Origin of the sequence: Extensimonas perlucida, from assembly GCF_007655255.1 — a bacterium.
Taxonomy (GTDB): Bacteria; Pseudomonadota; Gammaproteobacteria; order Burkholderiales; family Burkholderiaceae_C; genus Extensimonas; species Extensimonas perlucida.
Map to the genome: position 1 here is coordinate 281,494 of NZ_VMYE01000001.1, position 23,719 is coordinate 305,212.

The window sequence follows — 23,719 nt, forward strand, 5'->3', positions numbered from 1 at the left end:
CCGCGTGCAAAATCCCCTCGTCGCACCAAGGAGTCCCCATGCCCGACGTCCTCTTCGAAGCTGCCGCGCCGATCGCCACGATCACGCTCAACCGCCCCGACAAGCGCAATGCCGTGCACCGGCCCATGGCGCAGGCTTTGCGCGCAGCGTTCGAGCGCTTCGAGGCCGACGATGAATTGCGCGTGGCCGTGCTGCAGGGGGCGGGCGGGCATTTTTGCGCCGGGGCCGATCTGGCGGCGATGGGCGACGCGCAGCTGCGCAACGAGGTCACGCCCGATGGCAGCGGCAGCGGGCCCATGGGGCCGTCGCGCATGGCGCTGCGCAAGCCGCTGATCGCGGCGATCAACGGTTACGCGGTGGCCGGCGGTCTCGAACTCGCGCTGCTGGCCGATTTGCGCGTGGCCGACGAGGACGCGAAGCTAGGAGCAGCCTGCCGGCGCTGGGGCGTGCCGCTGATCGACGGCGGCACGGTGCGCCTGCCGCGCATCGTGGGCATGGGGCGCGCGCTGGACCTGATCCTCACGGGGCGCGGGGTCTCGGCGCAGGAGGCGCTCGCGATGGGGTTGGTCAACCGCGTCACACCCGTCGGCGGCGCGCTGGCCGCGGCGCAGGAACTCGCACGGCAGATTGCTGCGTTCCCGCAGCAATGCATGCTGATCGACCGCGCCTCGGCGTATGCGCAATGGAGCCTGCCGCTCGAGGAGGCGCTGCGCGCCGAGGGCGTGCGCGGTGCGCCCGTGGTTTTGGCCGAGGGCGTAGCCGGCGCCGCGCGTTTTGCCGCGGGCGCTGGGCGCCACGGCAAACCGGAGTGACCGCTCTGGCCTATCGGCCCGGCGATGCAGCAGCGTCCTCGAGCGCGTCGATGAAACGCCGCGCCACGTCGTAGCCGGTCTGGGCGTGGATTTCCTGGAAGCAGGTCGGGCTGGTGACGTTGATTTCGGTGACGCACGCACCTATCACGTCCACGCCCGCGAGCAGCAGACCGCGCGCATGGAGGATGGGGGCGAGCGCTCGCGCGATGCGCCAATCTTGCTCGGACAGCGGCTGGGCCACGCCCTTGCCGCCCGCGGCGAGGTTGCCGCGCACCTCGCTGCCCTGCGGGATGCGCGCCAGGCAATAGGGCACGGGCTCGCCGCCGATGAGCAGCACGCGCTTGTCGCCCTGCACGATCTCGGGCAGGAATTTTTGCACCATCACGGTCTGCGCGCCGTGGCGGTTCAGCGTCTCGGTGATGCTGCCCAGGTTCAGGCCGTCGGGCCCGACGCGGAAAATGCCCATGCCGCCCATGCCGTCGAGCGGCTTGAGGATGATGTCCTGGTGCTCGGCGTGGAAGGCGCGGATCTCCTGCGCGTCGCGCGTGACCAGCGTGGGCGCGCTGAACTGCGCGAATTCCATGATCGCGAGCTTTTCGGGGTGGTCGCGCAGCGCGCGGGGCTTGTTGAAGACGCGCGCCCCTTCGCGCTCGGCCTGCTCGAGCAGGTGCGTAGCGTAGAAGTATTCACTGTCGAAGGGCGGGTCTTTGCGCATGAGCACGGCGTCGAAGTCGGCCAGCGCTGCCGGACGGGGCGGCTGCGCCGTGAACCAGTCATCGGCACGGCCCGTGAGCGTCAGCTCGCGCACCTGCGCGTGCACGCGAGCGCCGCTGCGCCATGAAAGCTGGCTGGGCTCGCACACGGCCAGCGTGTGGCTGCGGCGCTGCGCCTCGCGCATCATCGCGAACGTGGTGTCTTTGGCGATCTTGAAGGTTTCGAGCGGGTCGGCAATGAACAGCAGGTGCATGGTGAGAGAGGAAAAATGAATGAAACGAAGGTCAGCCGCGCGCCGCATGGCCGCTTCGGAAGCCCTGCACAAGCAGCGCCAGGCTGCCCGCAGCCACGCCCCAGAAGGCCGAGCCCACGCCGGCCAGGGCCACGCCGCTCAAGGTGACGAGGAAGGTGATGAGCGCGGCCTCGCGGTGCGCCTCTTCGCGCAGCGCCACGGCCAGGCCGTTGCCAATGGTGCCCAGCAGCGCCAGGCCCGCAATCGCCGCGACCAGCTCTTTCGGGAAGGCCATGAGCAGACTCGTGATGATCGCGCCAAACAGGCCCACGACGACGTAAAACACGCCGCACGCGACGGCGGCGGTGTAGCGTTTGGCGTGGTCTGGGTGCGCCTCGGGGCCCATGCAGATGGCGGCGGTGATGGCGCTCAGGTTGAGCGCGTGCGCGCCGAACGGTGCGAGCACCACGGTGGCCAGGCCCGTGAGCGTGATGAGGCGCGAGACCTGGATTTTGTAGCCCGTCGCGCGGATCACGGCCACGCCGGGCAGGTTTTGCGAAGCCATGGTGACGATGAACAGCGGCACCGCGAGGCTGATGGTGGCCGAGAGGCTGAACACGGGTGCGGTGAACACCGGGCGCGCGAGCTCCAGATGCACGCTGGCCCAGGCCAGCTCGCCGCGCAGCAGCACCCAGGCCACGCCCACGGCCAGCGTCACGACCACCGCGTAGCGCGGCACGAAGCGGCGCGCGAGCAGGTAGCCGCCGAGCATCAGCAGCACCAGCGGCAGCGCCGTCTGCGCCGCAGTAAAGGCCTGCAGCCCGAAGCGCGCGAGCACGCCCGCGAGCAGCGCCGAGGCGATCTCCATGGGAATGCGGTTCATCGCGCGCTCGAACCAGCCGGTCGCGCCCGCGAGCGTCATGAGCACCGCGCAGACCAGAAACGCGCCCACGGCCTGCGCCATGTCGAAGCCGCCTTCGAGCCCGGCCGTAGCGATCACCGCGAGCCCCGGCGTGGACCAGGCCACCATCACCGGCATGCGCACGAGCAGCGAGGGCACCAGCGTGCACAGCCCCGCGCCCAGCCCGAGCGCCCAAACCCACGAGGTGATTTGCGCCGGCGTGGCGTGCAGCGCCTGCGCGGCCTGGAAGATGATGGCCACCGAACTCGTGAACCCCACGAGCATGGCCACGAAGCCCGCGGTCACGGCCGAGAGGCTGAGGTCTTTGAAAAACTGCATGGCCGCGATTCTGGCATCGCCGGCGCGGGCGTGCAGGGCAGGGCAATCAGGGAGCGCCGCCGCGCGTGTCGAACACTCGCCAAGCGTGGGTGGAGCGCCGCCCAAGGCCCCATTACTACGTTATTTATAGCTGATAGCGCTTGATGGTAGCGCGCAAACGGCCAAAAATGCTCAAAATCAAATCTCGATTTTGGAGCCGAGTTCGACGACGGCGTTGCTGGGCAGGTGGAGGAATTCTGCCGCCGCCGTGGCGCTGTGGTGCATTTGCGCGAACAACTTTTCGCGCCAAGGGGCCATGCCCGAACCCAGCGTGGGGGTGACGATGTCGCGCGAGAGGAAGTAGCTCGTGCTCATGGGGTTCAGGTCCACGCCGCGGCCCTCGAGCAAACTCAGCGCGCGGGGCAAGTCGGGGTCGTTCTTGAAACCGTAGTGCACGATGACCTGCCAGCAATCGTGCCCTAGCGGTTCGATCTCCAGGCGTTGGTCCAAACCGATCCAGGGCACCTCGTGGTTGCACACGGTGACGAACAGGTTCTGCGCATGCAGCACCTTGTTGTGCTTGAGGTTGTGCATCAGCGCCGTCGGCACGATGCCGGGCTGCGCGGTCAAGAATACCGCGGTGCCGGGCACCCGCGCGGGCGGATTGACAAACACGGAATCGAGGAAGGACTTCAAGTCCACCGAGATTTCGCGCAAGGTCTGGTTGAGCAATTCTCGTCCGCGCTTCCAGGTGCTCATCAGGGTGAAGACCGCCGCCCCTATCAGCAAGGGGAACCAGCCGCCATCGATCAGCTTGAGCAGGTTGGAGCTGAAAAAGGCCAGGTCGATCAAAAAGAAAAACCCCGTCGCGCCCACGCACATCCACAGGGGGTAGCCCCAGCCGAAGCGCACGACGAAAAAGGTCAGCACGGTGGTGATGAGCATGTCCAGCGTCACCGCAATGCCATAGGCCGCGGCCAGATTGCTGGAGGAGCGAAACAGCACCACCGCCAGCACGATCATGACGAACAGGCTCCAGTTCACGAAGGGCAGGTAGATTTGCCCCGTGTCCTTGGTGCTGGTGTGCTGCACTTGCAAGCGCGGCAGGTAGCCCAGCTGGATGATCTGCTTGGTGACACTGAAGGCACCTGAAATCAGCGCTTGCGAGGCAATCACGGCCGCCATGGTGGCCAGCCCCACGAGCGGCAGCGTGATCCAGTCGGGCGCCATGTGGAAAAACGGGTTGGCCACCGCCTCGGGCTCGGTCAGCAGCAAAGCGCCCTGGCCAAAGTAGTTGAGTGTCAGGCAGGGCATGACCAGTCCAAACCAGGCCACGCGAATGGGCTTGCGCCCAAAATGCCCCATGTCCGCGTACAGCGCCTCGCCCCCGGTCACGCACAGCACCACCGCCCCCAGGATGATGAAGGTCGTGCCGGGCTGGCGCCCGATGAAGCCCACCGCGTAATGCGGGCTGAGCGCCCACAGAATTTCGGGGTGCCCGGCGATGTGGTAGATGCCCAGCGCCGCAATGGCGAGGAACCACACCACCATGACGGGCCCAAAAAAACGCCCAATGCCTGCCGTGCCACGCTTTTGTACCCAAAACAAGGCCAGCAAGATCACCAGCGTCAGCGGAATCACGGCTTTCTTGAACGTGGGGGACACCACATCCAGCCCTTCCACGGCGGACAGCACGGTGATCGCGGGGGTGATGACGCCATCACCATAAAACAGGCAGGTACCAAAAATGCCTATGGGAAGCATCCACTTGCGCAGCGCCGGGGCTTTGTCACGCACCGCCTGCGACGCCAGGGCCAGCATGGCCACCAGGCCGCCCTCGCCGTGGTTGTCGGCCCGCAGCACCAGCACGACGTATTTGATGGACACGATGACGGTCAGCGTCCAGAACACGATGGACAGAACGCCGTACACATTGGCGTGGGTAAAGGGCACATGGCCGGCGCCGAACACCTCTTTGATGGTGTAGAGCACGCTGGTGCCAATATCGCCATAAACGATGCCGACGGCGCCGAGCGTGAGCGCGGCAAGGGAGGATTTCGAGCTTTGCACAGATAGACCCCCGCGCCCGCAGGCTCGGCAGGGTTTCGTTACATCGAAGGCGCTGATTGTGCCCTCAGCCCAGGCATGTGGCATGGTCTGAGCGGCCCTGTTGCGCTGCGGCAACTTTGCCCCGACAGGCCCATGTGTCGGCCTCCCGCACCTTCAGTCATAGACCTCGGCGTTGGGGTCGGTGGCTTCGAGCTCGTAGCTCGCCGCGAGCATGGCCAGGCGCGCGACCACGCCGTACATGTAAAAGCGGTTGGGCGCGCTGGTGCCCGGGCGCACGCCGGGCTGGGGCATTTGCGTGCCGTGCGTGAACGCCAGCGGCACGAAGCTCGCGCCCGGCGCGTTGAGGTTTTCGTTCGTGCCGCGCTCGGGGTGCACGCGGTAAACGCCGCCGATCACGTAGCGGTCCATCGTGTAGACCACGGGCTCGGCCGCGGACTCGTGCACGCGCTCCTGCGTGGGCACGCCCTCCTGGATCAGCACGGCCTGCACGGGCATGCCGTCCTTGGTGACGGCCATCTTGCTGCGCGCCTTGCGGTTCAGCGCTTCGAGCTCCTTGGCGTCGTGCACGGGCATCGCTCCCATGCTGTAGGCGCCCTGATCGGCCTTGAGGATCACGAAAGGCTTTTCGTGGATGCCGTATTCCTTGTATTTGCGCCGCACCTTGGTGAGTAGCGCATCGACTTCGGTCTGCAGGCGCTCCATCCCCGCCCCCTGGACAAAGTCCACGTCTTCGCAGGGCGCGGAAATTGGGTGGATCAGCCAGGGGTCTATGCCCAACATCTTGCCAAAGCGTTTGCCCACTTCCTCGTAGCACCTGAAATGCTTGCTCTTGCACCGCACCGTCGCGCCTGCATGCAGCGGCGGCAGCAGGTATTGCCCGTACAGGTCTTCGAGGATGCCGGGCGTACCCGTGGCCAGCTCGTTGTTGAGCAAGATGGTGCAGGGGTCGAAGTGCTTGAGCCCGAGCCGCCCACCCGTGCGCATCACGGGCTCGAGCACCACGGTGTCGCCATTGGGCAGCTCGATGCGCGTGGCCTTTTTGACGCCGGGGTCGATAGAGCCCACGCGCACGTTCAGCCCCGCGCGCTGGAAGATGCGCTGCAACTGCACCAGGTTGGCAAGGTAAGACAGGTTGCGCGTGTGGTTTTCGGGAATGATGAGCAGATTGCGCGCCTCGGGGCAGATCTTTTCGATGGCGGCGATCGCTGCCTGCACGGCCAGCGGCAGCATGTCTTCCGAGAGAAAATTCCACCCGCGCGGAAACAGGTTGGTGTTCACGGGCGCGAGCTTGAAGCCAGCGTTGCGCAAATGGGCCGAGGTGTAAAACGGCGGCGTGTGCTCCATCCACTCGAGGCGAAACCAGCGCTCTATGGCCGGCATGGCGTCGAGCATGCGTTGCTCGAGTTCGTTGATCGGCCCCGTGAGGGCCGTGATGAGGTGCGGGACCATGGATGCTCTTCGTCAGACGGGACGCCGACGATTGTAGGTGCCGCGCTCGCGCCTAGGAGCCTGTCGGACTTTGGAATCGTCGGCTGCGAATGCGCCGCAGCGGCCCACTTTTCACCGGCTTCTTGCCCCATAGTCCCGCTATGGGGCGGCGAATCCGGCAAAAACTGGCCTCGCCGGGGCACATTCTCGCTATCGACGCCCAAAGTCCGACAGGCTCCCAGGTACTTGGTGCGGGTCCACAAGGTGACCAGCTAGGAGCCTGTCGGATTGTGATCGTTGGCTGCGAATGCGCCGCAGCGGTCCATTTTTGGCTTCGCCGATCTTCGAGAACACCGTCTTCTTGCCCCATAGCACTACTATAGGGCGGCGAATCCGGCAAAAACTGGCCTCGCCGGGGCGCATTCTCGCGATCGACGCCCAAAGCCCGACCGGCTCCTAGAACTCAACAGACAGCTAACGAATCAGGAGATCGAAATGTCAGCCCCTCGTTTGCGCATCGGCGGACGTGCATTTGCGCAGATTGCGCAGTACCACCCCGAATTGACGGCGCTGCGCCGCGACCTGCATGCGCACCCTGAACTGGGGTTTCAGGAGGTCTATACCAGCGCGCGCGTCAAAGAGGCGCTCAAGCTGTGCGGCGTCGATGAAATCCACGACGGCATAGGCCGCACCGGTGTGGTGGCGGTGGTGCGCGGGCGTGGCCACTCCAGCGGCAGCATGGTGGGGCTGCGCGCCGACATGGACGCTCTGCCCATGGTCGAGCACAACGAGTTTGGCTGGAAGTCGTGCAAGTCGGGCCTGATGCACGGCTGCGGCCACGATGGCCACACGGCGATGCTGATAGGCGCAGCACGCTACCTCGCGCAGACGCGCAATTTTGACGGTACTGCGGTGCTGGTGTTTCAGCCTGGCGAAGAGGGCTACGCCGGTGCGCGCGCGATGATAGAGGATGGCTTGTTCGAGCGCTTTCCGGTGCAGTCTATCTTTGCCATGCACAACTGGCCGGCTTTGCCGCCAGGTACGGTGGGCCTGAGCCCTGGCCCCATGATGGCCGCGGCAGACCGCATCACCATAGACATCACCGGGCGGGGCGGGCATGGCGCGCACCCCTACCAGGCGGTGGACGTGGTGCTGGCGGCGGCGCACATCATCACCGCGGCGCAAAGCATCGTCGCGCGCAACGTGCGGGCCATGGACAGCGCGGTGCTCAGTCTGTGCGCCATGCAGGCGGGCGATCTGGGGGCCTTCAGCGTGCTGCCTGACAAGGCGCGCCTCGTGGGCACGGTGCGCACCTTCAAGCCCGAGGTGCAGGAAATGGTGGAAAAGCGCCTCAAGGAAATGTGCAGCGCCGTGGCGCTGGGCTTGGGCGCCACTGCCACGGTGCAGTACGAGCGCATCTATCCAGCCACCATCAACACCGAAAGCGAAGCCCTTTTCGCCGCCCAGGTGGCCGAATCGCTCGTGGGGGGCGACCACGTGGTGCGTGATCTCGAGCCCAGCATGGGGGCGGAGGACTTTGCCTTCATGCTGCAGCTCAAGCCCGGGGCCTATCTGCGCCTGGGGCAAGGAGGTGCCGCCAGTGGCGGCACCTTGCACAGCAGTCGCTACGACTTCAACGACGAAATCCTGCCCCTTGGCGCCGCCCTGCACGCCAGCCTGATCGAGCAGGCCATGCCCCTGCCCGCGGCGGAGTGAGAGGCGGAGAGTTATGCAGCCCGCGTCAGACTTTGCGCCACTGGGGCGGGAGTGGCCTGAATGGCCAGCGCCTGCAGCAGCCGTTCGCGCTCGCTTGCAGTAGCCTGGGCGTTCGCCAGTTTGACATGGCCAAAGCCGCGAATTTTTTGCGGCAGCGCGGCGAAAGCCACCACCTGCGTGTAGTTGTCTGCATTCAGCCTGGGCAGCAGCGTGCGCAGGTCTTGCTCATACTGGGCGAGCAGCGCTTGTTCGAGCTTGCGCTCGGCGCCGTGGCGGAAGGGGTCGAACAGTGTGCCGCGCAGGCCGCGCAGGCGCGCCATCACGGTGAACGCGCGCAGGAGCCACGGACCGACTTCACGCTTGACGGCTTTACCCGTTTGGGGGTCGGTCTTGGCGAAGGGGCCGCCGCCGATGTGAAAGTGCAGTTCGTAGTCGCCCTCGAAGGTCTGCTCGATTTCTGCGCGAAAGCTCGGCAGCGTGTAGAGGCGTGCCACCTCCCATTCGTCCTTGGTGGCGAGCAGCTTGAAGTAGCTTTGCGCCACGGCCAGGCTCAGCGCTTGTTTATGCGCAGCTTGTGTGTCGGCGCGCTGCACTTCAGCGATGAAGTTTTGATAGCGCTTGGCGTAGGCGGCGTTTTGGTATTCGGTCAAATAGGCCACGTGGCGCGCGATGGTTTCTTCGAGATTCGGTTGCGCGTGGCGCGGCCGGAACTGGATCACCTGCGCGCCCGAGACCATGCGCTCGACGCGGGCCGGGTCGTGCGCGATGCAGCGGCCCCAGTGGAAGGCCTCGCGATTCATGGCGACCGACACCCCGTTGAGCTCGATCGCGCGCTCGATGGCAGCGAGCGACAGCGGCAGCAGCCCACGCTGCCAGGCCACGCCCACCATCAGCATGTTGCAGGCGATCGCGTCGCCGAGCAGCGCTACCGCCAGGCGCTGGCCTTCGACCAGCGTGGTCGCGTCGCCGGTGACGCGGCGCACGCGCTCTATGAGCTGCTCGGGGCTGGCGTCCCAGTCGGGGTTGCGCGCAAATTCGGCCGTGGCCGTGACTTCGCTGCAGAGCACGGCGCGGCTGCGCCCGGGCGCGAGCATGGACACGGGCTCGTCGCCCGAGGCGACGATCAGGTCGCAGCCGATCAGCGTGTCGGCCTCGCCGGGGCCTATGCGCGGCGCCGTGAGCTGCTCGGCGCTCGGCGCGAAGTGCAGGTGCGAATAGACCGCGCCGTATTTTTGCGCGAGGCCCATCACGTCGAGCGAGAGGCAGGGCGTGCCATCGACATAAGCCGCCATCGCCAACACCTGGCCTATGGTCACGACGCCGGTGCCGCCAATGCCGCCCACGAGCACGTGCACCGGTGCCGTGAGCGGCGCGTGCTCGGGCTCGGGCACGTCGAAGCGCTGCGGCGCTGTGGCGCTTTTCTCGGGTTTGCGCAGGCGCCCGCCGTGTACGGTGACGAAGCTCGGGCAAAAGCCTTCGACGCAGCTGAAGTCTTTGTTGCAGGTCGATTGGTTGATGCGCCGCTTGCGCCCGAATTCGGTGTCCAGCGGCTCGATGGAGAGGCACGTGGAAACCTTGCCGCAGTCGCCGCAGCCTTCGCACACGGCGCTGTGGATGAAGCTGCGCTTGGGCGGATCTTCCCATTGGCCTTGCTTGCGCAGGCGCCGGCGCTCGGTGGCGCAGGGTTGCTCGTAGATGATGGCCGAGACGCCCGGAAACTCGCGCATCTCGGCCTGCACGCGCTCCATTTCGTTGCGCGGCAGCAGCGGCACACCGGCGGGGAACTGCACGCCCGCATACTTTTGCAGGTCGTCTGTGACTACCGCGATGCGCTGCACGCCGTCGGCGCGCAGGGCTTCGACCATTTGCGGCACGGTTTGGCCACCGCTGATGGGCTGCCCGCCGGTCATGGAGACGAAGCCGTTGGCGAGCAGTTTGTAGGTGATGGGCACACCCGCGGCCACCGCGTGGCGGATGGCGAGCGAGCCCGAATGCGCGTAGGTGCCGTCGCCGAGGTTGGCGAACACGTGGCGCTCTTGCGTGAAGGGCTGCTGGCCCACCCACTGCGCGCCCTCGCCGCCCATTTGCGAGATGGTCTTGCAATTGGCCGGATCGAGGATCAGCTGCATGCCATGGCAGCCTATGCCGCCGAGCGTGCGGCTGCCGGGCGGTAGCTTGGTCGAGCGGTTGTGCGGGCAACCCGAGCAAAAGCTCGGCGTGCGGCGCACCGCTGGCGTGCTTTGCAGCGCAACCGTGTTGGGCGGCGCCTGCCAGTTCGCGAAGCTCGGGTCGCGTTCGGCGAGCACCTGGCTGAGCACGCGCGTGACCATGAGGGCGTTGATTTCGCCTGCGTTGGGAAAAAGCCAGGCCGGGCTGGCGTCGAACAAATGCCCCGTGCGCACCTTGCCGAACACGCGCGGCGCGTCGGGTGCGCCGTAGAGGATGGAGCGCACCTGGTCTTCGACGAGCGGGCGCTTTTCTTCGACCACGAGCACGGTGCGCAGCCCGCGCGCGAACTGGCGCACGATTTCCGGATCGACGGGCCAGACCATGCCGAGCTTGAGCACGCGCACGCCCGCTGCCAGCGCGCGTTCTGCGTCCAGGCCCAGGTTGGCGAGGGCCTTGCGCACCTCGTGGTAGGTTTTGCCCGCGCAGACGATGCCCAGCCACGCCTCGCGCGCATCGTGCGTGATGCGGTTGATGCCATTGGCGCGCGCGTAGGCGAGGGCAGCGTAGAGGCGCCGGTGGTAGAGCGTTTCTTCGGCCGGCAGGATGGTCGCCAGGCTCGCGGGCTGGATCCAGCGCTCGGTATCAAACGTCGCGTCCGCGTCTGGCAGGGTGATGTGCGGATGCTCTGGCGAGAGCTGCAGCACGCTCGCGCTCTCGACCACGTCGGTGACGAGCTTGAGGCTGGCCCAGGCGCCGCTGTAGCGGCTCATGGCGATGCCGTGCAGGCCATAGTCGAGGATCTCCTGCACGTTGCTCGGGTAGAGCACGGGCATGCCCAGCGATTCGAGCGCGATGTCGGAATAGCAGGCCACGGTGGAGGACTTGGCGCCGTGGTCGTCGCCGACCAGCGCGAGCGAGCCGCCCAGGCGGCTCGTGCCGGCCCAGTTGGCGTGGCGCAGGGCGTCCATCGCGCGATCCAGCCCCGGCCCCTTGCCGTACCAGAGGCCGAACACGCCGTCGTATTTCGCGCCGGGGAACATGTTCACGTACTGCGAGCCCCACACCGAGGTGGCGCCGAGTTCCTCGTTCACGCCGGGGCGAAAGACGATGTGGTTCTCTTGCAGCAGCTTGCTCGTCTTGCGCAGCGCGCCGTCGATCGCCGCGAGCGGCGAACCCTGGTAGCCCGAGATGAAGCCCGCGGTGTGGTGGCCGGCGGCCACGTCGCGTCGGCGCTGGTCGAGCGCGAGGCGCACCAGCGCCTGCGTGCCGGTCATGTAGGCCCAGCCCTCGGTGAGGGTGTATTTGTCGTCGAGCGAAGCGTCGAGACGGAGTGGCAGCGTGTGAGTCATGGATGGCTCCTCAGGGTGGCGGCGGATGCCGGATCGGTTTCGATGCCGAACTATTGCTCCTAGGAGCCTGTCGGACTTTGGGCGTCGATAGCGAGAATGCGCCCCGGCGAGGCCAGTTTTTGCCGGATTCGCCGCCCCATAGTGGTGCTATGGGGCAAGAAGACGGTAAAAAATGGGCCGCTGCGGCGCATTCGCAGCCGACGATTCCAAAGTCCGACAGGCTCCTAGGGCTGGCCTCGATCAATACGAGCGCGGCATGCCCAGCTGGTGCTGCGCCACTTGCGCGAGCACGAGGTTGTTGGAGATCGGCGCGGTGCGAAACAGCCGTGTTTCTTTCCACTTGCGCTCGATGTCGTATTCGCAGGCCACGCCAAAGCCGCCGTAGGTGGTCATGGCGGCCTCGGCGGCCTCCCAGGCGGCTTCGCTTGCGAGGTACTTGGCCATGTTGCTTTCGGGGCCGCAGGGACGGTTCTGGTCGAACAGTGCCGCGGCCTTGTTGCGCATGAGTTCGGCGGCTTCGAGGTTCATGTGGGCGCGCGCGATCGGGAATTGCACGCCCTGGTTCGCGCCTATGGGGCGGTCGAACACCACGCGCTCGCCGGCATAGCGCGAGGCGCGTTCGACCAGCCACTGGCCGTTGCCGAGGATTTCGCCCGTGGCGATGATGCGCTCGGCGTTGAGCGAGTCGAGCAGGTAGTAAAAGCCCTTGCCTTCCTCGCCGATGCGGTCGTCATCCGACACTTCGAGGTTGTCGATGAACACCTGGTTGGTGTGGTGGTTGAGCATGGTGCGGATCGGCTTGGCCTGCAACGCGGAGCCGGCCTTTTTGATGTCCACGAGGAACAGAGTGAGGCCGTCGGTCTTGCGCTTGGCTTCTTCATACGGCGTGGTGCGCGTGATGAGCAGGTACAGGTCGGACTGCATGAAGCGCGAAGTCCAGATTTTTTGCCCGTTGATCACATAGCCGCCCGGCACCTTGCGCGCAAAAGTCTTGATGCGCATGGTGTTCGAGCCTGCGTCAGGCTCGGTCACGCCGAAGGCCTGCAGGCGCAGGCTGCCGTCGGCGATGCGCGGCAGGTATTTGCGCTTTTGCTCGGGGCTGCCGTGGCGCAGCACCGAACCCATGGTGTACATCTGCGCGTGGCACACGGCACCGTTGCCGCCGCAGCGATTGACCTCCTGCAGGATCAGGCTCGCGTCGAGGATGCCGAGGTTGGAGCCGCCGTATTCCTCAGGGATCAGCGCCGCGAGCCAGCCCGCCTTGGTCATCGCCTGCACGAATTCTTCAGGGTAGGCGTGCTGCTCGTCGAGGCGGCGCCAGTATTCGTCGCCAAACTCCTGGCATAGCGCGCGCACGGCGGCGCGCATTTCGTTTTGGGTGTCGGTGTAGTCGAAATTCATGAAATGGCTCTCAGGAAATGGATCAAAAAGCGTGGGGCCAAGAGAAAGGAGAGGGCGCGTGGCGCGGCTGCTGGTGTGCCGCGGCAGGCAATGTCAGGCAATCACCCCCTGCGCGCGCAGCGCCGCGATCTGCGCGTCGCTGCAGCCCAGGCCCTGCAGCACCTCGAGCGTGTGCGCGCCCAGCGCTGGCGGGGGCGCCCATTGCTGGCTGCGCTGGTGGTCCAGCGCCAGCGGCAAGGCCATGGCGCGGTGCTCGGGCACCTTGGGCAAGGGCAGGTCTTTGAGCATTTGCATGGCCTGCACCTGTTCGTGCTGGATCATCTGGGCGATGTTGTGCATCTCGCTGCAGGGTGCGCCGTGCCGGCGCAGGCGCGCGACGATTTCTTGGGTGGGCAGCAGCTGCGTGCGCTGCTCGATGGCCTCGTGCAAAGCCTTGCGGTTCGTGGTGCGCTGGGCATTGGTGGCAAAGCGCGGGTCGGTGGCGAGCTCGGGGCATTCGAGCGCGGCGCAGGCGTTGGCGAACAGGCGGTCGTTGCCTGCGGCGATGAACACCATGCCGTCGGCGGACTTGAACAGCTCGTATGGCGCCATCGAGGTCATGGCCGAGCCCATCTTTTTGGGCAAAGCGCCCGAGGCGAGAAACATCGCGGTGAGCAGCGACATCCAGGACATTGCCGTTTCGAGCAGGCTCGCGGTGACGCAGGCACCCTGGCCGGTGCGGCTGCGCTGCAAGAAGGCCGCGAGCGTGCCCATGGCGGCCCACATGCCGGTGCCCAGGTCGATCACCGAGGGGCCCACGCGCACCGGGTCGTCGCCTTCGTTGCCGGTCACGCTCATGATGCCGGTGAAGGCTTGCATCACGGGGTCGTAGCCGGGCAGTGAGCGCAGCGGGCCCACCTGCCCGAAAGCGCTGATGGCGCAGTAGATCAGCCCCGGCTGGGCCGCGCGCAGCGTCTGCTCGCCCAGGCCGCGCGCCTCGGCGCTGCCGGGTTTGAGCGAATGCACGAACACGTCGGCCGTGCCCAGGAGCTGGCGCACGAGCGCCTGGCCGGCTTGCTGGTCGAGGTCTATGCAGACGCTTTTTTTGTTGCGGTTGAGTGCCGCGTAGGTGGCCGAGTCACCCGAGGGAAAGAGCGGCGGCCAGGCGCGCGTGTCGTCGCCCGCGCCGGGGCGTTCGATCTTGATGACTTCGGCGCCCATGTCGCCGAGGATTTGCGTGCAAAAAGGGCCAGCGACGTTTTGCGTGAGGTCTATGACGCGGTAGCCGGAGAGTACGTTTTCGAGCATGGAGGGGCGTTTTTCTGTGGTTGTCCGTGGGGTGTGGCGCAGCCCGTGGACGTGGCCCATGCGCCGGCGCGCGGCGCAAGGCAAGCCCGGGCAAGGTGTGGGGGATGCGTATGACAGCAGCCTGCGCCCGGTCACCTTGTCTGCTTGTTCGGACAAATAGTGCCACCGCTGGGGTGCGAGCGTATGCGGGTTAGTCCCTATGGATGCGCAGCTGTTTGCCGCCCTCAGCGTGTGCGCGACGCTCGGCTGGGGTTGCGGGTTTAGAACAAAAAATGGCTCTAGCGCTTACCCATCAAGCGCTGATAGCTTCTTTTATAGGAGCGTCAGCGGCCATAGGCCTGCGCCACGGCCTGCCCGAGCGCGAGCACGGCCATGGCGTAGTAGCTGGACCAGTTGTAGCGCGTGAGGGTGTAGAAGTTACCCGTGCCGGCGACATAGCTTGGCGCGGCAGCGCCGTTTTTGAGCTCGATCAGCGCGAGCATGCCCTCGTGCGCCTGGCCTGCGGCGTCGAGCAGCACGCCCTGCGTCTGCATCTGCGCGGCGCTGAAGCTGGGCAGGATGTCGGGCGCGAGCAGGGCGTCGAGCTGCAGGTGTGCCGGGTCGAACTGCAGCGCGTAGTACGCGGGCATGCCGGGCGTCCAGCCGTGGCCCGCCAGGTAGTTGGCCACCGAGCCTATGGCGTCGGCGGCGCTGTGGCTCAGGTCCACGCGGCCGTCGCCGTCGTAATCGATGGCCCAGCGCACCCAGCTCGAGGGCATGAACTGCGGCATGCCCATGGCACCCGCGTAGCTGCCGCGCGGCTCGGTGGGGTCGGTGTCGGTGTGGCTGCACAGGCTCAGGAATTGCTCGAGCTCGCCGCGAAAGTAGGCCTGGCGCTGGGCCGCGCGCGGGTGCTCGGCGGGGAAGTCGAAGGCCAGCGTGCTCAGCGTGTCGAGCACGCGCAGTGTGCCCATTTGCTGCCCGTAAATGGTTTCGACGCCGAGGATGCCGACGATGACCTGCGCAGGCACGCCGTATTCGCGTTCGGCGCGCGCGAGCGTGGCGGCGTTGCGGCGCCAAAAGCGCACGCCGGCGCGGATGCGCACGGGCTCGACGAAGCGGCTGCGGTAAACCTGCCAGTTCTTCACCGCGCTGCCCGGCGGGGGCGGCAGCACGAGTTTGGGCAGTTGCGGCAGGTAACGCGCCTGCGCAAGCGCCGCGCGCACCCAGGCGGCGTCTAGCCCGCGGCGCGCGGCCAGGTCGTCGGCAAAGGCGAGGGCGTCAGGGCGGGCGGCGTAGTTGCCGAGGGCTGAAGCCGGGGCGAAGGGGGCGGGAGCGGTGGAAACTGCTGGTGTGGAAGCGGGGGAGGCAGCGGGCGCAGAGGCGGGGGAAGAAGCGGGCGCAGAAGTGGGTGCTGCCGCCGGAGCAGGCTGCGGCGTAGCTTGCACCGCGCGCAGATCGTCGGCGGCAATGTTCAGGTGTTTTTGGGCGTTTGTGCTGATGGATACAGCGCAAGCAGCTATCGAAAGAAGTGCAATCCAGGGGATCTTTGGCATGGTGGCGGGAATCGTTCAGCCGCCATTGTCGCGGCGCTCGTGGCGCTGGCGGCGCTCGTGGCGCGGCTGCGGGCGCGGCCAGGGCAGTCGGCGCCATGTGCGGGCAAGCGTGCGCAGGGTTTGCGTGGGCTGTTGCGCCGCGCCTGGCGCCGGCGCAGCGTAGCGCAGCTGCTCCAGCTGCTGCAGCCACTGCGCGAGCGGCGCGGCAGCGGGGCCGAAGTGTGCTTGCACCGCGCGGGCCATGGCGCGCGGCGGCAGGTGCGCGGGCAGCGGCAGGCCCGCGCGCGCGAGGCGCCGGCGCGTGCGTGCGAGCAGGCGCAGCCAGGGGTCGTGCTGGCGCCGCTCCCACAGCGTCCAGGCGGCGCCGCCCAGCGCGGCTGCGGCCAGCAGCGCGCCGAGCAGGCGGATCAGGTCGGGCCACGCGGGCGCGTCGAAGCCCAGCGCGCGCAGCACGTCGAGCTGGCGGCCCTGCGTGTAGTTGAGCACCCATTGGTTCCAGCCGTTGTTCATCGCCTCCCAGACGGCGCGCAGCTGCTGCACCATGCCGGGGCTGATGACGGTGTTCACGGCCGTGGCGAAGGCGCCGGCGGGGGCCTGCAGGCGCGCAAAGCTGCCCACGCGCCCCGGCGCGACGGCGGCCGTGGGATCGACGCGCACCCAGCCCTGGCCCGCGAGCCAGACCTCCGTCCAGGCGTGCGCGTCGCTGTGGCGCACCGTCCAGTAGCCATCGACGGGGTTCACCTCGCCGCCCTGGTAGCCGGTGACGATGCGCGCGGGCAGGCCCATGGCGCGCAGCAGCACCACGAAGGCCGAGGCGATGTGTTCGCAAAAACCCTGCTTGCGGTCGAACCAGAACTCGTCGGCGCTGTGCGTGCCAAACACCCCCGGCTCCAGCGTGTAGCGGTAGCCGCCCGTGCGCAGGCGCGCGAGCGCCGCCTGCACCAGCGCAGGGGCCGGGTCGGCGCCGGGCGCCACCGGCGTCTGCGTGCGCAGCTGCGCCGCGAGCGCGAGCGTGCGCGGGTTGAAGCCCGCCGGCAGCTCGGTATAGGCGTTGAGCGTGGCGTTGCGCTGCAGCGGGCCGTGGCGAAACTGCGGATAGCTCTCGGCGCGATAGCGCAACACGCTCATCACGGGCCGGTTCGTGCGCCACAGCAGCTCGGGTGACATGGCGGCCTGAAAGCCTTCGGGCAAGCCGGGTGGCGCAGGCGCGGCGTCGATCAGCAGCAGCCAGTTTTGCTGGTGCGGCTCCAGCGTGACTTCGTAGCGCAGCGGCGCGCCGCTGACCTGCAGCGCCGCGGGGCTGGATATACGTCGCCACGGCCCGCCTTGAGCCATGTCGTCGAGCGGCCGCCAGGTGCGCCCGTCAAAGCTCGCCAGCACCGGGCCGCGGAAATACAGCGCGCTTTGCGGCGGCGTTTTGCCATTGGGCAGGTCGAAGCGCACGCGCAGCGCGATGCCGTCGTCGAGCGCGAGCGCGGCGATGCGCCCCACCTGCATGTCACCCGCAAGGCCGCTGCGCCCGAGCGTGTCCTTGGGCAGGCCCCACAGCGGCGCGATGCGCGGAAACAGCAAAAACAGCGCCGCCATCACCGGCGCGCCCAGCAGCATCAGACGCAGCGCCGTGCGCATGGCCAGCATGAGCGGCGGCCGGCCCACGGGCATGTGTGCCTGCACCAGCGCCGTGAGCAGCCCCAGCAGCGCGAGCAGCATGGCCGCCGCGGTGGGGAGCGACTGGGAGAACAAAAAATTGCTCAGCAGCGTGAAAAAGCCGAGGAAGAACACCACCATGGCATCGCGCCGCGCGCGCAGCTCCAGCGTCTTGAGCGCGAGCAGCAGCACGATCAGCGTCACCCCCGCATCGCGCCCCGCGAGCGTTTTGAACGTAAGCCCCGTGCCCGCCACGGCCAGCGCGAGCAGCCCGCCCAGCACCCAGCGCCCCGGCAGCGGCCGCCCCCGCCCCGCGAGCCCCGCGCGCCACAGCAGCAGCGCCGCCGCGAAAGCACTGGCCCACGGCGGAACGTGGGGGATCAGCGGCACGATGATCCAGCCCACCACGCCAAGCAGAAACAGCGTATCGCGCGCTTCGCGGGGCAGGCGGGAGAGGGCGAAAAACGTCGAAGACATCAGAGAAGTTAATTGGGGTCAGATTCCAATTATTTTGGTTTTCCAGATCAAAAAGGCATTTTTACAAGGTACATCAAGCGCTAGCAGCTATCAAATCAGGAAATTGGGGTCAGATTCCAATTATTTTCAGGCGAGCGCCAGCGCCTCCAGACAGCGCCGCTGGTGGGCCGGGCCCAGGTCGGGGGCGATTTCCACGCCCGGCAGGCGCAAACCGTAGCGCAGGCCCAGGCGCTCGGCCTCGAGCACCCAGGCAGTGAGGCGCGACAGGCGCGACTCTAGGAGGCTGTCGGACTTTGGAATCGTCGGCTGCGAATGCACCGCAGCGGCCCATTTTTTACCGTCTTCTTGCCCCATAGCACCACTATGGGGCGGCGAATCCGGCAAAAACTGGCCTCGCTGGGGCGCATTCTCGCTATCGACGCCCAAAGTCCGACAGCCTCCTAGCGTGGGCAGGCCGGCTTGCGCGGGCGTGAGCCACAGCGTCTGGCGTGGCGTGGCGACGGTGTCGCGGCTGACGAGCGCGTCCGAGCCCGCGGCCAGCGCCTGCGCGGCTTTTTTCCAGACGATCTGCTTGCGCGTGTCGCCGCGCCGGTACGCGCGCACGCCGTCCCATTCGTCCTGGCCAGCGCCTTTGGCCACGGTGCGGGCGCCATGCGGGTCTGCGTCGGACGCGCCGGTCGGCAGCGGCGTGGCGGGGGATTCGGGCTGCGGGTAAACCAGCACTTGCGCCGCAGGCCGCCAGTAGCTCCAGGCGCGGAAGGTGCCCAGCGGAAAGCGCGTCTGCAGCACGATGGGCGGCACGCGCTGGCGTCCGCGCTGCGTGGGGCGCCAGGCCAGCTGCACCTGCGTGCTGCCCTGCGCGGGCACGTCGCTCCAGACCCAGGCGGGCGCGTCGTCATTGCGCACGGCCAGGGCGATGGCGTAGCGCGGGCTGCGGCGCGTGTTGGTGAGTTGCACTTGCAAGGGCACGCCCGCGCCGAGGAACTGCGGCGCGGGCGGCAGCAGGTGCAAATGCAGGCCGCGCAGCGTGGCGTGGCACAAGTGCATGCCCGCGACGGCGCTGCCTGCTATCAAAAACGTTAGCAGGTAGCCGAGGTTGAGCTGAAAGTTGATCGCCGCCACGAGCAGCACGAGCAGCGTCAGCGCCAGCATCCAGCCCGCGCCCGTGGGCAGGATGTAAATGTTGCGCTGCGTGAGCGTGAGCTGGTCGGAAAGCGGCAGCCGCGCCTGCCACCACTGCGCAAAGCGTGCACGCAGCCAGGCGCGCGGGCGCAGCAACCGGCCGGGGCTGGCGGATGCAGCGCGGGAGTCGGTGTGTGCGGGAGATGCAGCGGAGGCGGGCATGGGGTGCGCAGGGCGGAGCGTGTGATTCGGCAGAGGGCACACCTTCTCAGCGCAACGGCACCGCTTCGAGCATGGCCTGCACCTGCTCGACGGCGCCGCGCCCAGCTTCGCCCGCAGGCACCACGGGCACGAGACGGTGCGCGATGGTTTGCGGCAACACGGCCTGCACGTCGTCGGGGGCGACGTAGTCGCGCCCCTGGATCAGCGCCTGCGCCTTGGCCGCACGCACGAGCGCGATGCCCGCGCGCGGCGACAGGCCCTGCACGAACCAGCGCCCCGAGCGCGTTGCGGCGATCAAGTCCAGCACGTAGTCGAGCAGCGGCTCCGATGTGTGCACCGCAAGCACGGCGTCCTGCAGCGCGAGCAGGTCTTCGCCCGACAGCAGCGGCAGCATGCCCTCGAGCAGCGCGCGCCGGTCGCCGCCCGCGAGCAGCGCGCGCTCGGCAGCGCGGTCGGGGTAGCCGAGCGAGATGCGCATCAAAAAGCGGTCGAGCTGCGACTCGGGCAGCGCGTAAGTGCCCAGCTGGTCGTTGGGGTTTTGCGTGGCGATCACGAAAAACGGGCGCGGCAGGGCGTGCGTTTCGCCGTCGATCGAGACCTGCTTTTCCTCCATGGCTTCGAGCAGTGCGCTTTGTGTGCGTGGGCTCGCGCGGTTGATTTCGTCGGCCAGCAGTACCTGCGCAAACACCGGCCCGCGGTGGAATATGAAGCCTTCTTGCGCGCGCTCATAGACGGACACGCCCAGCAGGTCGCTGGGCAGCAAGTCGGCCGTGAACTGCACGCGCGCAAACTGCAGGCCGAAGCTGCGCGCGAGCGCCTGCGCCAGCGTGGTCTTGCCCACGCCCGGCACGTCCTCGATCAGCAGATGCCCGCCGGCAAGCAGGCAGGCCACGCAGTCCTGTACCTGCGCCGACTTGCCGACGATGACCGTGTTAAGCTGAGCCAGCAGCGATTGGATTGTGCGTTGTGCATCCATGGATAGTTCGGAAAAATCGAGAGACAGGGTCGCATTGTGAGCAAGACAGGTTACTTCACCCATCCCGACTGTAAAAAACACGAAATGGGGCCGGGCCATCCCGAATGCCCCGAGCGACTCGACGCGATCGAGGACCGGCTGCTCGTCACCGGGCTGGACGTGGCGCTCGAGCGCTACGAGGCCCCGCCCGCGGCGCTGGCCGACATCGAGCTGGCGCACCCGCGGCTGCACATCGCGGCGCTGCGCGGCCTGCACGACTGGCTGCGCGAAGACTTGGAGGCCGGTGGCCCGCCATACTCGCAGATAGACCCTGACACCTCCATCAACGCCTACACCTGGCCTGCGGCGCTGCGTGCGGCGGGCGCGGCCATCGCGGCCACCGACGCGGTCATGGCGGGCGAGATCGAAAACGCCTTTTGCGCCGTGCGCCCGCCCGGCCACCACGCCACGCGCGACAAGGCCATGGGGTTTTGCTTTTTCAACAACGTCGCCATTGCCGCCAAGTACGCGCTGCAGCGCTACAACCTGCAGCGCGTGGCGGTGGTGGACTTCGACGTGCACCATGGCAACGGTACCGAGGACATCCTCGCGGGCGATCCGCGCGCGCTCATGGTGGGCATTTTCCAGCACCCGTTCTACCCCTACAGCGGCGAGCACCCCGCGGGGCCGAACATGCTCAACGTGCCCGTGCCGGCCTACACGCGCGGCATGGAAATCCGCGAGATCATCGACATCACCTGGATGCCGCGGCTCGAGGAGTTCAAACCCGAGCTGATCTTCGTGAGCGCCGGCTTCGACGCGCACCGCGAGGACGACATGGGGCAGCTCGGCATGACCGAGCAGGATTACGCCTGGATCACCATGCGCATCAAAGACGTGGCGCGGCGTTTCAGCAAAGGGCGCATCGTCTCGTGCCTCGAGGGCGGCTACGCCCTGAGCGCGCTCGCACGCAGCGTCGAAGCCCATTTGCGCGTGCTCGCGGACGTTTGATCGGCGCGCGCCTTATCTTGTTTGCATCAGGAGCGCCGCCCATGAATGACCCGCTTTCCAGCGTTACCGCCGCAAGCCCGCTCGCCGTGCAGCGCGACGCACGCGGCGTAGTCACCTTGACGCTCAACGACCCGGCGCGCTTCAATGCGCTCGGCGACGAAATGCTCTCTGCGCTGCAGCAGACGCTGGACGCCCTGCAGGGCGACGACAGCGTGCGCGTGCTGGTGCTGGCCGGCGCGGGCAAGGCGTTCTGCGCGGGGCACAACCTCAAGGACATGGCCGCGCACCCCGATCTGGCCTGGTACCAGCGCCTGTTTGCGCAGTGCAGCCGCGTGATGCTCGGCCTGCAGCAGCTGCCCGTGCCCGTGATCGCGCGCGTGCACGGCATGGCCACGGCCGCGGGCTGCCAGCTCGTGGCGCAGGCCGACCTGGCGGTGGCGGCCGAAGACGCGTGCTTTGCCACGAGCGGCATCCACTATGGCCTCTTTTGCGCCACGCCCAGCGTGCCGCTGGTGCGCAACATGCCCATCAAGCAGGCCATGGAAATGCTGCTCACGGGCGAGTTCATCGACGCGCACACGGCGCAGGCGCATGGACTCGTGAACCGCGTGGTGCCGCCCGAGGCGCTCGACGAGGAGGTCGAAAAGCTCGTGCGCGCCATCCTCGAAAAGCCGCGCGTGGCCGTGGCCATGGGCAAGGCGCTGGTCTATCAGCAGCGCGAACTCGGGCTCGCGGGGGCCTACCAGCTCGCGGGCCAGACCATGGCCGCGAACATGATGGACGAGGCCGCCCAGGAGGGCGCGCGTGCCTTCGTCGAAAAGCGCAAGCCAAGCTGGAAACCCTGAGCCCCAAACTGCCCAACATAGGCACCAAGCCACACCCAGGCCCATCCCGCAGCCGCATTCAGCGATACCAAGATCAAGCAAAGAGGAATGGTCAAGACGCCACCGCCACCCGCACTCGCGCAGCTCGAACATCTGCTGCGCTCTTTTTTTCACCCCACGGTGCTCATCGAGCTTGCCGCGCTGGCGCTGTGTGTGGGCCTCGCGTGGCTGGCCGTGACCGCACTGCGCCGGGCCTTTCATTACACGGACGACGCCCGGCCTTCGATCCTGCTCGGGCGCAAAGTCGTCGATGGCGCCCTGTTCCCCATCGTGCTGCTGGGCCTGGGCTACGTGGCGCGCGCGCTGTTGCGCGAGTGGATTTCGCTCGCGGCGTTCGAGATCGTGATCCCGGTGCTGATCGCGCTCGTGGCGATCCGCGTGGGCGTCAAGGTGCTGCAGGCGGCGTTCCCAAACTCCCCCTGGGTGCGCCCCATGGAGCGCACCATTTCGTGGCTCGCGTGGTTCATCATGGTGCTGTGGGTCACGGGCCTGTTGCCGCGCGTGCTGCAGGAGCTCGACGAGATCAGCTGGAAGGTGGGCGGCTCGCGCATGTCGGTGCGCACCTTGCTCGAAGGCGTGCTCACGACGGGCGCCGTGCTGCTCGTCACGCTGTGGATTTCGTCGGCCATCGAGGCGCGCCTGCTGCGCTCGGCCACCGGCAGTGTGCTTTCGGTGCGCAAGGCGCTGAGCAATGCCTTGCGCGCGCTGCTGTTGTTTCTGGGCCTGGTGCTGGCGCTGTCGGCCGTGGGTATAGACCTCACGGCCTTGTCGGTGTTTGGTGGCGCGCTCGGCGTGGGCATAGGTTTTGGCTTGCAAAAGCTCGCCGCCAACTACGTGAGCGGCTTCGTCATCCTGGCCGAGCGCAGCGTGCGCATCGGCGACAACGTGCGCATCGACGGTTTCGAGGGGCGCATCACCGACATTGCAGGCCGCTACACGCTGATCCGCTCGGCGGTGGGGCGCGAATCCATCGTGCCCAACGAAATGCTCATCACCCAGCGCGTGGAAAACCTCTCGCTCGCCGACCCGCGCGTGTGGCATTCCACGGTGGTCAGTGTGGGCTACGAAAGCGACGTCGAGCTGGTCATGCGCCTGCTCGGCGAAGCCGCGCTCGTGAGCCCGCGCGTGCTGCGCGACCCTGCGCCCAGCGTGGCCTTGTCGGCCTTTGGCGCCGACGGGCTCGAATTCACCATCGGCTTTTGGATCGTCGATCCCGAAAACGGCGTGCTCAATCTGCGCTCCGAAATCAACCTGGCCGTTTTGCGCGCCTTGCGTGCGCACAACATCGACATTCCCTATCCGCAGCGGGTGCTGCATTGGCAGCCGGCCGATGCGGGGGCACCCGTCGCCGGGGAGCCTGCCACCCAACTGCCCGCTGGCGCTGACTATGGGCGCGCGGCGTGATCTGGCGCAGGCCCGCAGCGGGCGCTCGCCTATAATTCCCGGCGAAAAACGCACGGTCGTTCTAT

General features: G+C 67.4%; 16 protein-coding genes. 5 read left to right on the top strand and 11 right to left on the bottom strand.

Annotated elements, in window-relative coordinates:
* Nucleotides 1–38: 38 nt before the first annotated feature.
* Complete coding sequence (locus tag FK527_RS01560; RefSeq protein WP_144728984.1) at nt 39–812, top strand: crotonase/enoyl-CoA hydratase family protein; 774 nt, start codon at nt 39–41, stop codon at nt 810–812.
* Nucleotides 813–822: 10 nt separating this feature from the next.
* Here the strand turns inward: FK527_RS01560 and gshB are convergent, their stop codons facing one another.
* The 4 genes from gshB to gshA form a co-directional block, all read right to left on the bottom strand.
* Nucleotides 823–1,779, bottom strand: coding sequence for a glutathione synthase (gene gshB, locus FK527_RS01565; RefSeq protein WP_144728986.1), 957 nt, complete (start codon nt 1,777–1,779; stop codon nt 823–825).
* 31 nt (nt 1,780–1,810) lie between these two features.
* Nucleotides 1,811–2,998 carry a benzoate/H(+) symporter BenE family transporter gene (locus FK527_RS01570; protein ID WP_144728988.1) on the bottom strand — a complete coding sequence of 396 codons (1,188 nt, stop codon included), beginning with the start codon at nt 2,996–2,998 and terminating at the stop codon, nt 1,811–1,813.
* Nucleotides 2,999–3,175: 177 nt separating this feature from the next.
* Nucleotides 3,176–5,047 (bottom strand): potassium transporter Kup, encoded by a 1,872-nt coding sequence (locus tag FK527_RS01575; protein WP_144728990.1) that lies wholly within the window; start codon nt 5,045–5,047, stop codon nt 3,176–3,178.
* Between the two features lie 153 nt (nt 5,048–5,200).
* Nucleotides 5,201–6,496: a glutamate--cysteine ligase gene (gshA, locus tag FK527_RS01580; protein ID WP_144728992.1), complete on the bottom strand. Its 1,296-nt coding sequence runs from the start codon at nt 6,494–6,496 to the stop codon at nt 5,201–5,203.
* Nucleotides 6,497–6,970: 474 nt separating this feature from the next.
* Between gshA and FK527_RS01585 the strand changes: the two genes are divergently transcribed.
* Complete coding sequence (locus FK527_RS01585; protein WP_144728994.1) at nt 6,971–8,191, top strand: M20 aminoacylase family protein; 1,221 nt, start codon at nt 6,971–6,973, stop codon at nt 8,189–8,191.
* An 11-nt stretch (nt 8,192–8,202) separates the two neighbouring features.
* On the opposite strand, the gene FK527_RS01590 is transcribed toward FK527_RS01585, so the two are convergent.
* The 7 genes from FK527_RS01590 to FK527_RS01620 all read right to left on the bottom strand — a co-directional run bounded on the left by FK527_RS01590 (nt 8,203) and on the right by FK527_RS01620 (nt 20,376).
* Nucleotides 8,203–11,709, bottom strand: coding sequence for an indolepyruvate ferredoxin oxidoreductase family protein (locus FK527_RS01590; RefSeq protein ID WP_144728996.1), 3,507 nt, complete (start codon nt 11,707–11,709; stop codon nt 8,203–8,205).
* A 240-nt stretch (nt 11,710–11,949) separates the two neighbouring features.
* Nucleotides 11,950–13,110 (bottom strand): acyl-CoA dehydrogenase family protein, encoded by a 1,161-nt coding sequence (locus FK527_RS01595; protein ID WP_144728998.1) that lies wholly within the window; start codon nt 13,108–13,110, stop codon nt 11,950–11,952.
* 93 nt (nt 13,111–13,203) lie between these two features.
* Nucleotides 13,204–14,397, bottom strand: coding sequence for a CaiB/BaiF CoA transferase family protein (locus FK527_RS01600; RefSeq protein ID WP_144729000.1), 1,194 nt, complete (start codon nt 14,395–14,397; stop codon nt 13,204–13,206).
* A 323-nt stretch (nt 14,398–14,720) separates the two neighbouring features.
* On the bottom strand, nt 14,721–15,932 hold the full coding sequence (gene mltB / locus FK527_RS01605) for a lytic murein transglycosylase B (protein WP_144729002.1): 1,212 nt from the start codon (nt 15,930–15,932) through the stop codon (nt 14,721–14,723).
* Nucleotides 15,933–15,947: 15 nt separating this feature from the next.
* The gene (locus FK527_RS01610; protein WP_144729004.1) at nt 15,948–18,056 is read right to left on the bottom strand and encodes a transglutaminase TgpA family protein; all 2,109 of its coding nucleotides are present in this window, start codon (nt 18,054–18,056) and stop codon (nt 15,948–15,950) included.
* 126 nt (nt 18,057–18,182) lie between these two features.
* Nucleotides 18,183–19,400 (bottom strand): DUF58 domain-containing protein, encoded by a 1,218-nt coding sequence (locus tag FK527_RS17415; protein ID WP_246072618.1) that lies wholly within the window; start codon nt 19,398–19,400, stop codon nt 18,183–18,185.
* 46 nt (nt 19,401–19,446) lie between these two features.
* Nucleotides 19,447–20,376, bottom strand: coding sequence for an AAA family ATPase (locus FK527_RS01620; protein ID WP_144729006.1), 930 nt, complete (start codon nt 20,374–20,376; stop codon nt 19,447–19,449).
* A 36-nt stretch (nt 20,377–20,412) separates the two neighbouring features.
* On the opposite strand from FK527_RS01620, the gene FK527_RS01625 reads away from it, so the two are divergent.
* From FK527_RS01625 to FK527_RS01635, 3 genes are all read left to right on the top strand, one after another.
* Complete coding sequence (locus tag FK527_RS01625) at nt 20,413–21,366, top strand: histone deacetylase family protein (RefSeq protein WP_246072619.1); 954 nt, start codon at nt 20,413–20,415, stop codon at nt 21,364–21,366.
* Between the two features lie 41 nt (nt 21,367–21,407).
* Nucleotides 21,408–22,211: an enoyl-CoA hydratase gene (locus FK527_RS01630; RefSeq protein ID WP_144729008.1), complete on the top strand. Its 804-nt coding sequence runs from the start codon at nt 21,408–21,410 to the stop codon at nt 22,209–22,211.
* 87 nt (nt 22,212–22,298) lie between these two features.
* The gene (locus FK527_RS01635) at nt 22,299–23,654 is read left to right on the top strand and encodes a mechanosensitive ion channel family protein (protein WP_144729010.1); all 1,356 of its coding nucleotides are present in this window, start codon (nt 22,299–22,301) and stop codon (nt 23,652–23,654) included.
* The last annotated feature ends 65 nt before the right edge of the window (nt 23,655–23,719 follow it).